Consider the following 15,517-nt stretch of genomic DNA (forward strand, 5'->3'; position numbering starts at 1 on the left):
GACATGAAAAATAAATTTCTAACTATCGCATCTGCTGTTTGCATGGCTGTAGTTTTATCCTCTTGTCATAAAACGGATGTTAAGGTAGAAACACAGCTTACTCCTGATGTATTTCCTCAGACCCCAGCGCAATTCCAGTCTGTAACCGGTACTGCATATGTAGCATTAAGGTCTGATTATACAGGGGCTTACTTTTTTTCACAAAGCCATACAACAGACGAAAATCTTTTGGCCATTTTTGGTCCGGACTGGATCGACGGCAACAGATATATGGAATTACACCGCCATACCTGGACAAAGGATAACTCTGGCATAAGCGCTGTTTGGTACTATTACAACAATATGATAGGTGTTACTAATCAAACCTTATCTGTTTTTAAATCAGCACCTGCAAGCGCGGCAAAAACAAGTAGTGTTGCCGAGTTGAAAACCCTTAGAGCATTTGCTTTTTATATGGGCATGGATAGCTTTGGTAATATTCCTTTGGATACCCTGTACGGAACCAAGGAATCACAACCTCAGTCTACCCGTGCGCAGGTTTTCAATTTCATTGAAAGTGAACTTAAGGCAGCTATTCCATACCTTAAATCGGATGTTACGCCAGCAACTTACGGCTTGGTAACCAAATACTTTGCTTACTCTTTACTAGCTAAAATGTATTTGAATGCTGCGGTATACACCGGCACACAACGTTACAATGATTGTATTGCAGCCTGTGATCAAATTATAAGCGCTAATAAATACTCCGTAGAGCCTATGGCTTCATACCTGCAAATGTTTTACCCAACAAACGGTGCAACAACTCAAAAGGAATTTATTTTTGCAATACCGTATGATGCATCAAACTCTTCCGGAAATTTGATTTTTGCAAGGTATAACCTCAATCGTAATTTAGGTATACGTTACGGTTACTCAGGCTCTACTGCAGGTGGTTATGTTAATCCTGTAATTAACCAAAGCACAGGTAACGGCTTATCTAATATCAGACCAAGCGGGCCGTCAATGACCACAGCTGAGTACTACGCTTATTTCAATGATGCTAATGACATCCGTAATAAACAATGGTTAACAGGCCAGCAGTACTGGCAGGATGGTAGCCCAATTATGGTAAGCACTACGAAAGCAGGATATGACCAGTTTTTTAAAGGTACTGTAGATGAAGGTAAAGTTGCATACGTATATCCGCTGGTATTATCACAGTTAACATTCAGACCTCGTACCGGTACTAATTCTGATTATGACTTAGGTCGTGATGAGATCGCGTGGAATACTGGTTACCGTAACAATAAATTTTTGGCTGATTACACTAACACCATCAACCGCAACCAAAATAATGACTTTCCAGTTTTCCGCTATTCAGACATTCTGTTAATGAAAGCTGAAGCCATTTTACGTGGCGGTGCTCCAACATCAGGTGCAACAGCCGTATCACTGGTAAATCAAATCAGAACTAACCGTACGACATCTGCTGCTTTAACCACTTTAGATTTAGAAGGTCTTTACGCTGAGCGTGTTAGAGAAATGGCTTACGAAGGATGGCACCGTAACGATATGATCAGGTTTGGTAAGTATGAAAATACTTATGGTTTAGGTAAAACCAATGCTGAAACCTATCGTCGTATTTTCCCTATCCCAACTTCAGGTTTCCAAACCAATGCAAAATTGGTACAGAACCCAGGATATTAAAAGGTGTTGTTTTTTGATCATATAGTGAGAAAATGCCAGCTGAAAAGCTGGCTTTTCTTTTTTTAAGACATTCCGTAAATCGCCTTATCTAGTTGTCGTGACTTAGATTTTCTTCAATTATGCTTTTGGCATAGCATTGGCATACTTTAACTCATAAAGGCCAAATTGTTCAACCCGCACTGTAAACTTTGCATTGCGGTGTTTTTTGTTGGTAAACATTGTAAGGAAAACAGCACATTAAATGATAGTTAACTACACCGTAGGTGGTTGGGAAATTATAACACAGCGGGCACATGGTTTACTTGCGGCATCGTTAGCAAGCAACTGGAGTAAGAACGTGCAAAGCCATCGTTGGATAGAAACGCTAATTGCCATTGCCGAGCATGATGACGCACAACTTGAGATGGAGCAAGCTAATTTACTTACACCGCAAGGTGGCCCAGTTGACTTTGCAATGCGTGGTATGGAACTATCGCATTGTCGCGAAACAATGACCCGCGCCTGCAGCAAAAGTATTTACATAGCCCTGCTTTGCTCCTATCACTTAAACTTTTTATGTAACGACAATAACAATGATGCTGATTTAAAAGCATTTCTGAATGAACAAAAGGCTTTACGCAAGAAGTGGCTAGAACAACTAGGCATGACAAACAGCGACTTGCAGCATGATTATCGGCTGTTTGAATGGTGTGATGCTTTGTCGCTATTACTATGTACACAAAAGTGTCAGCCCGAAGGGCGTTCACTTGATGTTAGCAAGGGGCCTGATGGTAACCTGCATAAACTTAAAGCAATTGACAGTGAGTACCTGACGATTGAACCATGGCCGTTCGAACAAGATCAATTTACAGTTCAATGCGAAGCCAGAACCATAGAACAACTGGCTTTTAAAAACGACGAGGAGTTTAAAAGACGTTTTAATGGATGTATTCCGGAGTTAAGAACCTGGAAATTTAAAAAAAATTAACAGCAACATCTAACTATATACTTATGATCAGCAGTACAATATTGAATACCGACGAAGAGAGCACATCAGATTTATATCCTTACCAGCAAAGAGATTTAAGCAAGCTCTTTGAAAAGATGTTGCAGATCAATAAAAAGCAAAGGATATTATATCAGCTGCCAACCGGCGGCGGTAAAACAAGGATATTTTCAGAAATAGCTAAACGTTTTATTGCCGATTATAATCAAGGCGTAGTAGTACTTACACATCGTAAAGAACTGTGCAGTCAAACTTCCAGTACTTTAAAAAAATTGGGGGTAACTAATAAGGTAATTGACAGTACTGTTAAACGACTGAAAGTCAAAGATTGCCGATCTTGCTTTGTGGCAATGGTTGAAACCTTGCGTAACCGCATCAAAGAAGGTATGATGAACACGTCTGATATTGGCTTGGTAATTATTGATGAAGCGCATCATAATTCCTTTCAGAAACTGCTGGGCAAATTTCCAAACGCATATATTGTTGGCGTAACTGCTACACCATTCAGCTCAAACGCCGATATGCCCATGTACAAAAACTATGAGCACCTTATCGTAGGCGAAAGTATCCAAAATTTAATAGCTCAAGGATATTTGGCAAAACCTGCCAACTGGCGTTATGATGTTGAATTAAACTCTTTAAAAACCGGCATAAATGGTGACTTTACTATTAGTACATCAGATGAGTTGTACTCCTCGCCTGCTATGCTCGAACTGTTATTGCATGCATACGAGGCGCACTCAAAAAACAAGAAAACGCTAATCTTTAATAACGGAATTTTCACGTCTAAAAACGTTTGCCAATACTTTGAAGAAGCCGGCTACAACATAAGGCATCTTGACAATCACACCCCTTCTGTTGAGCGCTCAGAAATTTTGAAATGGTTTAAAAAGACTAAAGGGGCTATATTAACATCTGTTTCCATATTAACTACCGGTTTTGATGAGCCTACTGTTCAAACAGTGATTTTAAACCGCGCCACCACTTCAATTACCCTTTACCACCAGATGATTGGGCGTGGTGCTCGTAGATTGCCTAACAAAAAAACATTCACCATAATAGATCTAGGAAATAACACCGATCGGTTTGGTCAGTGGCAAACTCCTTTGGATTGGCAATTAATTTTTGAACGCCCGGAAGCCTTTGCCGAAAGCCTGCATGCGCAAACAGAAAGTGAAGCGCATCCTATACCGGCTGATTTGAAGGCTAAGTTTCCGAAAAGTTTGCAGATGAGCTTTGACATTCAGGATGCTTATAAAAAAGCGCTTGATAGTAATCAGAAGCCTAAGATTGTAATGCGCGATTCCATCAGGCAACATGCCATTATGTGCATAGAAAATGCCGAATCAATTTCAGAAGGCTTGGCGCTTGCCGCCGAGCTAAGTAAGGAGATAGATTGGCGGGTAAAGCAATATTCAAAATGCCTGGGTAAGGTAACAAAAAACTATACTGACTGGCTTAAGGAAGATTACAGGAATAAACTGAATACGATAATAAGCAAACTTATGCAAAGGCGTAAGGAGAATAATACAGTTGCCATGTCTGCCTAATGATATAACTCTCTAAGTTAAGAGCCAGAGGGAGTGGTATGGTAGTTGTAAATTACATCATACATCTATCTTAAATAATTATGGCAACTAAAGGAAAAAAAGACTCATGTTGGTCTGGTTACAAAAAAGAGGGAACTAAGAAAAAGAACGGTAAAACTGTTCCGAATTGCGTAAAGAGCTCATCTAAAAAGAGCTAAAAAAAAGAGGGTTGATTTAGTCGACCCTCTTTTTTTGCTATCAGTTTAATTGTTTTTAGAGTAATTTAATAACAATACCTTTGGTTACATCACCAGTCGCTTCATAGGTTTTGCCGTCTTTTACAACCACCACTTTTACATTGCTGGTTACATTACTCATATTGTAGCGGCCAACTTTCGAGATGAGCTTAACCTGTACTTTATTGTTAACTGCTTTAGCTCCAAAATTCAGTAGGCTAAACTTACCTTCTTTAAAGCCCCATCCTTCACCGGCATCCCAATACAATGTTCCTGATGCTTGATTGTTTTTGTTCAGGCATACATAAAGTGTTAACGGCTTAAGCGATTGCTGTGTTGTGTTTTGTACTACTTTGCCAGCCGGTATAATACTACCGCCTTTAATCAATAGCTTAGCTTGATGCTCATCATCTTCTTCGCCATCAATCAATTTAAGGTTTTCCCATATACCTTTAGGTAACGCCGGGTTTTTAGCAAATGACGGTACAACTAAAAGCCGCTCACCCAGTAAAAATGCCTGCTCTTCATTTCTGAGTTCTGCATCTTTTACATCGTCAAAGAATACGGGCAACATAACAGGTATACCGGTTTTATGTGCCTGCTGAAATAATGTATACATATAAGGCAGTAATCGGTACCTACGCTCCAATGCAATGCGCGAAGTCTTTTCAATAGCAGTGCCAAAAGCCCATGGTTCTTTGTCGTTTGTTCCTGCACAGGCATGGCCACGGGCAAAAGGAAGTAGATTTCCAAACCCAATCCATTGAGCCCACAATTCTCCACTTGTATTTTCCAGGAAACCGCCAATATCGGGGCCACTAAATGGTTGTCCGGATATGCCTAGCGTAAGCGACATAGGAACTGATAACTTCATGAACTTAGGGTCGGCAAGGTTATCACCGGTCCAGGTTGCGGCAAACCGTTGGCCCCCAAGTAAATTAGCCCGCGTTAACACAAACGGACGCTTTTGGGGATTAGCGGCTACAATGCCTTTTCGCGATGCTTCAACCATAAATCGGCCGTAGGCATTATGATAAAGCAAATGCGTTCCGGGGGGCAGCTTGTCTCCGCCCCTATGTGGTGTATTATATGGCATTGTTCCCAACCTTAGCTCGGTTGAAAAATGGTTATCATTTATTGCCGGCTCATTCATATCATTCCATATACCGTCAATACCTGTTCCCATAAAATCTTTGTAAAGATTGGCCCACCATGTACGTGTCCGAGGCATGGTAAAGTCAGGAAAAACACAATCGCCAGGCCATACTTTGCCATGATATTCCTTACCATCAGGCTGTTTTACCCAAACATCGTTAGCAGAACCTGACTTGTATACAGCATAACCTGTATCAACCTTTACACCTGGGTCAATCATATAAATTGTTTTGAAGCCCTTTATATGCAGGTCTTTGTTTAGAGTTGCCGGATCGGGAAAGTTCTTTTTGTTGAAGGTAAACACCCGGTAACCTTCCATATAATCAATGTCCATCCAAATAGCATCACATGGAATGTTTTTTTGCCGAAAGGTATTTGCGATTGTACGCACCTTATCTTCGCTGGCATATGAGAAACGACATTGGTGGTAACCCAACGCCCATAATGGCGGCAAATCAATTGTTCCGGTAAGTTCGGCAAGGCCTTTCAAAACTTCCTGCGGCGATTGCCGGTCAATTACATAAACATTGAATAATGCACCCTCACTTCTGTACTCAATTTTATCTGAATTGGTTGTGAGCTCTGCTTTCCATGAACTGTCAAAAATAATTCCGAAAGCGGTTCCGTTATCACGCACGCCCATCACCCACGGGTGGGTTTGGTAAAGCCTCGAACCGCCGTCTGCACCGTAAGCGCCGCTATCAGTATTCCATAATTTTATAGTTTGCCCATTTCGCAGTAATGGACCTGTGACTTCCCCCCCACCGTATAAACTAATATTTCCCGTCAAATTTATGCTTGCTCCCGCCTTGCCATCCCGAAGGAAAAATACCGGCTTAATTTTCCAAGTAGCTGGTACGGGGGACTTAATAGCCATTTCTGACTTTAAAATGAGAGATGGTGTTTTATAAGCACTAAAGCCAACGGGGCTAAATTTTGCGATGGATTTACCGACCATGCCCGATTGTTTCATGTTAATCTGTTGAGCATGCAGTTGTAAGTTTAAACTAACCGTTAGCAGTAGAAAGCATAGATAGATTTTTAGTGCGCGAGCCATGTATAAAAGACTTTTTTAAAGAGGGGCTATAATATTTTTGAAAAAACAAAAGCGCCTGGTTTTGGCCGGGCGCTTTTACATTGTGATAAGGTATTACTTAATTAAACCTTGTTTACTTAATGTAGCAGCAGCTTCTAAAAGCATCATTCCGCTTAATTGAGTGGTTAAATCAATAGTTGCCCCCGGTTTGCTTTTCCAGTTTGAATTGATAAGCAATTGCGGACGGCTTATACCTTGAGTATAAAGGGTGGTTGCATTAAAGTTAAGAAAACTAATCATTGCGTCTTTATCAGCTTTTGGCACTGCGGGCTCTTGCACCAATAAGGTTAAATATCTTATTAAGATACCTTTAAACAAACCTCCGTCGCCCTGGCCTTCATCTTTCAAAATTCCTCCAGGAGATAACTCCAAATCTTGGATAGTAGCTTTAGCGGTGCGAATGGCATCATTAAGATAAGCCACCTCATTGGTTGTTTTATAAAGCTCTAATCCCGCACCGATAAATACACCCTGGTTATAGGTATATTTATTTTTAGTAATCACGCCATCGTTGTTGTAGTTCACGCCGTCCCATAATATTCCGTTAGCCGGGTCAACAAGCTTGCCCTTAAGCCATGTATACAGTTCGCGGGCAATTTGCAAGTCGGCAGCGTTTTTTTGCACACGATATAAACGTGTAGCAAAAATTATTGCAGGTGCATTTGCAGGCGTATTTTTAAAATAACTACGGTCTTTCGTCCAGCCTATACCACCGCCTTGAATATCGTTCCGGCCGGTTTTAATATCGGTCCATAAAATATTTACGGCATCTAGGTAAGCGTTGTCATTAGTAACTTCATAGCTACGCAAGGCCGACAAGGCAAGCCACTCCATATCATCATAAAAATTATTTTGGAACCGGTTACCGTTACTTTCCTTGATGCCATTAAGCAAGCTTAACATACGTTGCTTGTATACATCATTTTTAGTTCTGATGTATGCATCAACCATGACATCAAGCGCGTGAGCATTTGGCCAGTAGTGGAAAGTGGTTTTATCAGCGTTATTTTCTTTAAAATACTTTCCATTTGCTGATAAGTAACTTGAGTAAAGCCTGTCTTGTACAGAATCGGCTGTTGCAGCCCATGAGTAATTTACCGCCGCTACCTGCTCATCATTGTATAAAGGCACGGCCTTGTCCTTCAGGCATGAGCTGGCTCCAGTTACCAGCAAAATTGCACCCGATATACTGAAAGCTTTTATGCTATTAAATTTCATATTGTGTTTATTTAAAACCGCTGCTGCCGCTATATAATGCGGCAGCAGCAGATAAATTATTTAACAGTAATAGTGTGATTATAAGCTGTAGACGCAGCATTGAAGTTCACTGTAATATCTACGTTTTTGTTATCAGCAGCTGAATTGAACTTAAATGAGTTGTCATATTGATTACCGTCAACCTTAGTTAAGTTAAAGTAAGCCGGAGCTGTATTAGCATCCGGACGGCTATTGTCGCGGTTGCTGCTACCGTACCATTCGTTTGTAGCTACACCGGCAGCATCTTTTACGCCCATACGGAATTTATAGCGCTCATCTCTGCCCCATGTTTCCTGACGGAAAACTATAGGCGCATTAGTGATGGTCCAAACGCCGTTTGAGGTATAATTAAGAGTATGTAAAATCTTGTTTTCTGGCGAGAACCATAATCCAACAGAGGTAATTTCTGTTAAAGTGGTGCTTGTTTCTTCAAATTTTACTGCTATGCGGTAAACCTTGGTACTACCGGCAACAGTTATATCTCCACCTTCAACTAACGTTGTACCGTTGTTTGAATAGGTTTTTGCTGAAGCATTGGTGCCTGCTGCAAAGTGGTAAGTACCGGCTTTTAATGATGTATACATTTCAAAGCTACCTTGTCCAAGCTTTTTAAAGCGTAATGCTTTAGTTAAATCGGCACCAGCTTCGGTAGCGCTACCTGTCAAATATAAGTCGGCAGGTACCTCGGCAAAGCCAGCAGGGCGCTCAACCTCAATAAGTCTTGAGGTTGCCGATTTTTGCACGTTAATGCCTTTTGAAGCCCAAATTGTCCATTTTAGTTTTCCGGTTGCTAATGATTGTATACCAGCCATGTTAGCAATACGGTTTAAATCTGCATCACTAATGGTAAGCTTGGTTCTCATACCTTTCTCATCAGATGGGACAGAATATAAAGGTTGTGAAAAGTCGCCGGTAGCCTTGTCAAAAACTACTTCATAAAGTACAAGTCCGCCATCCTCGGCGCGAGATTGCTCCCACTCAAAGGTTTGAGTGCCAGCTTTAGGATCAAGCTTAATAAATTTATTATCAGTAGGACCGTAGAAATTTGTAACTGCCGATACGTTGGTGTTACTAAGTTCTTTGTCTTTTTTACAACCAATACCCACGCAAACCAATAGAGCAAGGGTCAACACATTTAATTTATATGCTAAATTTTTCATTTTTAATTTCTTATTGAGTTGTTCAATTATTTACCATCCTGGATTTTGAGTCAAATTAGGGTTGAGGTTTCTCTCCTCACGTGGAATTGGCCATAGATAATGCCTTGCCGGATCAAACGTACGCTGGTTTGCCCTTATGTAGCCGTTATCAATTGACGGAGGACCAAATTTTGCACCGTGAGCCCAACCATTTAAAACAGTTTCGGCCGTGCGCCATCTGCGAATATCAAATATTCTCAAGCCTTCCATAGCCAATTCGGTACGGCGCTCATTACGAATGATACTACGTAAGCCATCCTGTCCGGCGGCTGCATTGTAATTTAATGCAGTAGCGCTGGTGAATCCGGCACGTGATCTTAGCGCACGAATAGTACGGTCCCAAACATCACTTGTCATTTGACCTAACTCATTCTTAGCTTCTGCATACATCAGCAAAACATCTGCGTAGCGAATTAGTATTAAGTTAAGACCTGATTGGAAATTTGCTGCTGATGTTGGATCATAATATTTGCGCAAATAGTAACCTGTAGCAGACGAAACTGACCCCGGTGCATATTCATCTACCTTGCTTTGATCAGGATCTGTGCCTGGTTTGGTATAAATTGTTTTTGTAGTACCATCGGGCTTTTTCCATTGGTAATTATGATAAACAATTGTTGCGGTAAGGCGAGGGTCACGGTTAACATATGGATTGTTCTCATCATAACCTGAACCAGCCTGGTTTATAGCCAACCCATTGGTCATCAAATAGCTGTCTACCAATTCTTGGGTTGGTGCAAAGTTATTTAGTCTTGCACCCACAGATATAGGGGCAAAATCAAAGAAATTACTGTAAGTGCGTAATAATGGCACATATTGCATATCTAAAATAACTTCGCTGTTGTATTCATTTTGAGGCAAGAATAAACCTTCATATGATGAGAACAGGCTGTAAGAACCATTAGCACCTGACATAAGCTGCTCACATCCGGTTACCACATCTTGCCATCTTCCCTCGTACAACAGTGCACGTGTCTTTAATGCTATAGCAGCGCCTTTTGTAATACGACCTTTGTCAGCGGCAGCATAAGCTGTGTTTAGTGGTAGAACTGCGGTAGCAGCGTCTAACTCCTTCAAAACAAAGTCAACCACCTGCGCACGTGGTGAACGGCTTATAGTTTTTGCCTCATCAATAGTAATGTCTTTTTCAAACAACGGCACATCGCCAAACCAAGTGTATAATTGAAAATATTGAAATGCACGAATGAATCGAATTTCGCTTTTCATACGCTCACGTAAAGCGGCGTCCATATTGGTAACCTTATCAACATTTTCTAAAAAAACGTTACAGGTTTTAATGCACGAATAGTGATTATCCCATTCGCCATTGAAACGACCAAGTGAAGGATCCTGATTACCTGCCGCAATCGTTGCAACGCCTTCGTTATCGCCCCTGCTGTTGTACGCATTATCTGATAAAGCCTCGTTGTAGAAAAAATAATTGTTGTTGAACATTTGCGAGTATGCAGTGTTCAAAACGGTTTTGGCCTTTTCAGTTGTTGTCCAGTAATTTAAATCTGTAAAGCGGTCTACGGGTGCCAGGTCAAGCTTCTTACAAGAAGCGCCCAGTATGAGCAGCACCAGTATTAAACCTTTGCTTTTTATATTTTTCATTTTCGTAATATTTAAAATGTTACATCTAATCCAAAACCCACATATACCGGCGTAGGATAAGTACGTCCACTATTAGCACCTGACGCTCCAAGGCTGTTGTTAAATTCACTAGCCTCAGGATCTAAAAACTTCAGTTTTGAAAGTGTGTACAAATTTTGACCTGATAAATAAGCACGCAAGTTTTGCATGCCCAATTTATTAGCAACCTTTTTAGGAAGCGAATAACCGATTTGTACGTTCTTTAAACGTGCGTATGCTGCGTTATAGATGTAAAGGTCAGAGCCACGACGGAAGTTATTTTCGATAGATGCACTTCCGCTTGCTGCCAAACGAGGGTACTCAGCGTTAGGGTTAGTTGGAGTCCAAAAATCAAGTTGATGTTGATACATAGTTTGTCCGTAGTTAAAGTGGAACGGTTCAACTAACTCGCCACGTATAAATGTGCTGCGACGGCCAACCCCTTGAATAAATACGCTCAAATCAAACTGCTTGTAGGCTACATTGTAAGTAAAACCAAAATTGTAACGAGGGAAAGGATTACCTAATACAAAGTTATCCCTATCATTTATTACACCATCTTTGTTAACGTCAACATACCTTATATCACCTGGTGATAAAGCTAAACCGGCAGGTTTTGGGCCAGCAGCAATTTCTTCAAGTGTTTGAAAGTATCCATCACGTTTTAAACCAACATAAGATTGATAAGGCAAGCCCGGCTGAAGAATAACCTGAGCTTCATCATACTTTGATAAGCGGGTTCCGCCTTCGTAGTATAACACCTTATTTTTGTTATCACCAATGTTTAAGTTAAACGAATGACGCAGGTTGCGGCCGTTCAAACGGTAATTGATGTTGATTTCCCATCCGCGGTTTTGTACCTCACCAGCATTGTAGTCAGGCAAGCCTGATCCAAATACACCTGGCACAGCAGGCGGAATTAAGATATCACGCGTATGTTTATCAAAATAGTCTAACGAAACATTAAGCGTATTCTTAAAGAAAGTTGCATCAGCACCTAAGTTTAATGTAGCTGCACGCTCCCACCTTATGTCAGGATTTGCAAAATTAAAACCAGTACCGCTTACTGATACGTTATTAAACCCGTAAGCATTTTGAAAAGAAGAATAAGTAGTTTGATATTGATAGTCCCTTACGCTTTGATTACCTAAAATACCATAAGAACCACGTAGTTTTATATCACCAACGTTACTACGATATTTCTCCATAAATCTTTCCTGTGTAATGCGGTAGCCGGCAGAAAATGAAGGGAAGAATGCTGACCTGTTTTGTTTGTTAAACTTTGATGATGCATCAACACGGAAGCTAAACTCTCCGTAATACTTATCACTGTACGAGTAATTAGCACGACCAAATAAAGAATTTAGACTAGTCTCAATTGTACGTTGATTACTATTCACTGAGTTTGGATCGATAACCGTTTCGGTAATTGGGGTTCCTAATTCCGGATCAGTAAACTTCCGGTAAAGGTTCACTTGCTCACTGTTGAATGATTCATTTGAAACACCAACCAACAAAGTAGTGGAATGCTTTTTATTGAATACCTTGTTAAATTCTGCTAAAAACTGTGTATTCAGCAACAAGTCTTTGTAGTTCTCATCATTATTATTCCTGTCTGCACCTGATACGCCACCTGGAAAATAGTTAACCTGCAAAGTTCTGGCATATTGATGATTAGCATTGAGTGTTCCACCAAAAACGCCACGCAGCTTCAAGAAATCTGTTACGGCAAATTCTGCATTTAAACTTCCAAAGATGTTGTCATTATTGTATTTACGGTAGCCACCCTGCTCAAGTACTCCAAGTGGGTTAAACTCGCTTAATACTGCATTGGTGAGGTAACGGCCCTGGTCATCTTTCAATTGATAGTAAAGTGGTACACGGCTAGCATCAACAATAAGTGTTGATGTGCTTGATGAATGATCTTTAATATCAGAGTGAGCATAAGCTAAAATTGTATTCAGCTTAAGCTTACCGTACTCATTGGTCATGTTTAAACGGTAATTGTAACGACGCAATCCTAAACCCGGACCTACAAGGTTGTTGCGCTGATCAACAAAGCCAGCTGAAACCAGATAGCTTGATTTTTCGCTGCCGCCTGTTAAGCTCAAATTATGGTTTTGCTGTAAGGCGTTCTTCAATATTGCATCGAGGAAAAACTCAGTGTCGCCTTGTTGTTGGAATGTACGTATTTGATCTGCACTAAAAATCGGTTGCTGGCCAGCATTCACATTGGCCTGATTACGTAAAATAGCATTTTCGAATCCGTGAACCGGTTTGTAAAATACCTTTGGAGTTTGAATGCCAACCAAACCATTATAATTAAGTTGAGTACGGGCATTTTTCTTTCCCTGCTTAGTTGTAATAAGAATTACACCGTTTGATGATCGCGATCCGTAAATTGCAGCCGAACCTGCATCCTTCAACACCGATACGCTTTCAATATCGGCAGGATTAAGCAAATTTATATCGCCACCTACTATACCGTCGACAACTACCAAAGGTGAATTATTATTTAATGTACTTATACCACGAATATTGATATTAATACCTGCGCCTGGTTCGTTGTTTCGTTGTTGAATAATCAAGCTGGGAGAAGTACCCTGTAAAGCCTGGGTTACATTCACTGCAGGCTTACCTTGTATTGCAGCAGCCGTTACCTGATCGACAGCACTAGTTATTGAAGCCCTGCGTTGAGTACCGTAACCTACTACCACTACATCACTTAAAGCGCTTTGGTTAGGAACCAACTTAACGCTTAGTTTAGCGCCCGGCGTGTAAGCTTGCTCTTGAGTTGTGTAGCCAATAAGCGTAAATACTAAAGTGCCCGTTGATGAATTTAGATTAAGTACGAAACGACCGTTCACATCCGTTGCCGCACCAATTTGAGCGTCTTTCACTTTTACGTTAACACCGGGTAAAGCCTCCCCTTTCTCATCAACTACAATACCTTCAACACGGGTTGTTTGCGCAAATGCATTTAGCAACGCGCAAAAAAGGAAAACTAAAAGCAATCCGGTTGTTTTGGCACATCGTAGCAAGGATGATCTGGAGAAATTTATCTGATAAGTAAATATCCTCATAATTAGATTTTATTGAGTTAAATTGTGTTTGTGTGTTTTCTTATTAGAGATATCCGTAGATATTTTCAGTTTACGTTGATACATCACCGGGTTGATAATGCTCATACAATAAATTCCGTACGCCAGCAGAACGCATAGCAACATGCAAGTAAAAAATTCTCATACAATTGGTTTTAATGGTTTATTACTAAGATCTGGGTAATCTCGTAAATCGATTCAAATATAATAACTAAAATGATTTAGCAAATGTACAATCGAAACATTTACGAATTTTTATATGAAATGCCTATCAACTTTAGGGTATTACAAAAAGTTGGATTCTGCATTATCAATAATCAATATAATTGTGCTTTTAAACGTTGTTTTGTTAATTATTTTACCTTAGAAAACTTAGCGGCAAACAAGAAAATAACGGTGTAACAAACGATAGGTAGGTAATAAGCCTTGGCTACGTCGTAATCAGCAATTTTGCCCATTAATATTGGGAAAATTGCCCCTCCTACTACAGCCATTGATATAAAAGATGATGCCTGCTGGGTTTGCGAACCCAGGTTTTTAATGCCCAAGCTAAAAATTGTAGGGAACATGATGCTGAAAAAGAAGTTGATCATGAAGAGTGCTGCGAACGATACCCAACCTAGACTTTGAGCCACTATAAGGCACATTAATATGTTACCTAAAGCAAATGCAGCCAATAATTTATTAGGTGCTATAAAGCGCATTAAATAAGTGCCAATGAAACGGCCCGCCAGCATCATAATCATAAACACGATCATGTAACCACTTGCTGCCGAGTCGGTAAGGCCCATTTTATCGTGACCGTAATTAATGAAAAACGCCCAGGTACCGGCTTGAGCTGCAACGTTAAACAGCTGCGCAATTACCGCCCAAACAAAATGCGTATTCTGAAAAAGCTTTTTAGATGGCACCTGCGCAACCTCTCCCTCAATTCTACTATTAACATCACCATGGGGGTCAACCGTTGCGGGCACTTTAACTGTGGCAAACAATAACGCTGTCAAGCCTATAACAGCTCCAATTATAATGTATAATAACTTTATTTTATCTAATCCCTCAGTACCAACTACTTCTGCCCCTTTAAAAATAAATTGCGAACCTATAAGCGGGCCAATAATGGTTCCGAGGGCGTTGAAGCTTTGTGCAAAGTTAATACGCTGATCACTGGTATCCTGGTGGCCTAATGAGGCAACAAACGGGTGAGCAACAGTTTCGAGAGTTGACAAACCACAACCCAATACAAATAATGCAATCCTGAAAAAGCCAAACGACTGTGCATTTGCCGCCGGAACAAATAAAAATGAACCAATGGCAAATAAAGCAAGACCAAGTAAAACGCCATTTTTGTAACCGAAGCGCTTCATGAATAATCCGGCCGGTATACCCATTATAAAATACGCACCGAATATTGAAAATTGTACCAATCCTGATTCTGCTTTTGATACATGCAGCACTTGCTGAAAGTGCCTGTTAAGCACATCACCAAGGGAAATAGCTATACCCCAGAATGCAAAAAGCGATGTAACAAAAATAAGTGTGATCAGAAATTTTTTTTCGGTGAAAGATGGCTTTATAGTCATGGCAAGGGTATACTGGCTACACCAGGTTTCAAGTATTTAGTTTTTGTAATTGGTTAATGGT

General features: G+C 40.4%; 9 protein-coding genes. 3 read left to right on the forward strand and 6 right to left on the reverse strand.

Annotation, left to right across the window (positions count from 1 at the left end; all coding sequences use genetic code 11):
• The first annotated feature begins 3 nt into the window (after window positions 1–3).
• From QZ407_RS11955 to QZ407_RS11965, 3 genes are all read left to right on the forward strand, one after another.
• Window positions 4–1,686 (forward strand): RagB/SusD family nutrient uptake outer membrane protein, encoded by a 1,683-nt coding sequence (locus QZ407_RS11955; RefSeq protein ID WP_295771307.1) that lies wholly within the window; start codon window positions 4–6, stop codon window positions 1,684–1,686.
• A gap of 241 nt (window positions 1,687–1,927) precedes the next feature.
• Window positions 1,928–2,653 carry a DUF3891 family protein gene (locus QZ407_RS11960; RefSeq protein ID WP_295771309.1) on the forward strand — a complete coding sequence of 242 codons (726 nt, stop codon included), beginning with the start codon at window positions 1,928–1,930 and terminating at the stop codon, window positions 2,651–2,653.
• A gap of 23 nt (window positions 2,654–2,676) precedes the next feature.
• Window positions 2,677–4,221, forward strand: coding sequence for a DEAD/DEAH box helicase (locus tag QZ407_RS11965; RefSeq protein ID WP_295771311.1), 1,545 nt, complete (start codon window positions 2,677–2,679; stop codon window positions 4,219–4,221).
• A 252-nt stretch (window positions 4,222–4,473) separates the two neighbouring features.
• Here the strand turns inward: QZ407_RS11965 and QZ407_RS11970 are convergent, their stop codons facing one another.
• From QZ407_RS11970 to fucP, 6 genes are all read right to left on the reverse strand, one after another.
• Window positions 4,474–6,564: a TIM-barrel domain-containing protein gene (locus tag QZ407_RS11970; RefSeq protein WP_295771314.1), complete on the reverse strand. Its 2,091-nt coding sequence runs from the start codon at window positions 6,562–6,564 to the stop codon at window positions 4,474–4,476.
• A 177-nt stretch (window positions 6,565–6,741) separates the two neighbouring features.
• Complete coding sequence (locus QZ407_RS11975) at window positions 6,742–7,905, reverse strand: glycoside hydrolase family 76 protein (RefSeq protein ID WP_295771317.1); 1,164 nt, start codon at window positions 7,903–7,905, stop codon at window positions 6,742–6,744.
• Between the two features lie 56 nt (window positions 7,906–7,961).
• Complete coding sequence (locus tag QZ407_RS11980; RefSeq protein WP_295771320.1) at window positions 7,962–9,104, reverse strand: SusE domain-containing protein; 1,143 nt, start codon at window positions 9,102–9,104, stop codon at window positions 7,962–7,964.
• A gap of 30 nt (window positions 9,105–9,134) precedes the next feature.
• Window positions 9,135–10,757, reverse strand: coding sequence for a RagB/SusD family nutrient uptake outer membrane protein (locus tag QZ407_RS11985; RefSeq protein ID WP_295771322.1), 1,623 nt, complete (start codon window positions 10,755–10,757; stop codon window positions 9,135–9,137).
• 11 nt (window positions 10,758–10,768) lie between these two features.
• Window positions 10,769–13,858, reverse strand: a complete 3,090-nt coding sequence (locus QZ407_RS11990) for a TonB-dependent receptor (RefSeq protein ID WP_295771323.1) — start codon at window positions 13,856–13,858, stop codon at window positions 10,769–10,771.
• Between the two features lie 371 nt (window positions 13,859–14,229).
• A complete protein-coding gene (gene fucP / locus QZ407_RS11995) occupies window positions 14,230–15,456 on the reverse strand; it encodes an L-fucose:H+ symporter permease (protein WP_295771326.1) in 1,227 nt (408 codons plus the stop codon).
• Window positions 15,457–15,517: the final 61 nt, after the last annotated feature.

The sequence above is a fragment of the uncultured Mucilaginibacter sp. genome (assembly GCF_913773635.1).
GTDB lineage: Bacteria > Bacteroidota > Bacteroidia > Sphingobacteriales > Sphingobacteriaceae > Mucilaginibacter.

Excerpts from the sequence above, each read along its gene's own strand:
- QZ407_RS11980 (WP_295771320.1), bottom strand. The coding sequence starts at position 9,104 with ATGAAAAATTTAGCATATAAATTAAATGTGTTGACCCTTGCTCTATTG.
- QZ407_RS11965 (WP_295771311.1), top strand. The coding sequence starts at position 2,677 with ATGATCAGCAGTACAATATTGAATACCGACGAAGAGAGCACATCAGAT.
- QZ407_RS11975 (WP_295771317.1), bottom strand. The coding sequence starts at position 7,905 with ATGAAATTTAATAGCATAAAAGCTTTCAGTATATCGGGTGCAATTTTG.
- QZ407_RS11990 (WP_295771323.1), bottom strand. The coding sequence starts at position 13,858 with ATGAGGATATTTACTTATCAGATAAATTTCTCCAGATCATCCTTGCTA.
- QZ407_RS11985 (WP_295771322.1), bottom strand. The coding sequence starts at position 10,757 with ATGAAAAATATAAAAAGCAAAGGTTTAATACTGGTGCTGCTCATACTG.
- fucP (WP_295771326.1), bottom strand. The coding sequence starts at position 15,456 with ATGACTATAAAGCCATCTTTCACCGAAAAAAAATTTCTGATCACACTT.
- QZ407_RS11970 (WP_295771314.1), bottom strand. The coding sequence starts at position 6,564 with ATGAAACAATCGGGCATGGTCGGTAAATCCATCGCAAAATTTAGCCCC.
- QZ407_RS11960 (WP_295771309.1), top strand. The coding sequence starts at position 1,928 with ATGATAGTTAACTACACCGTAGGTGGTTGGGAAATTATAACACAGCGG.
- QZ407_RS11955 (WP_295771307.1), top strand. The coding sequence starts at position 4 with ATGAAAAATAAATTTCTAACTATCGCATCTGCTGTTTGCATGGCTGTA.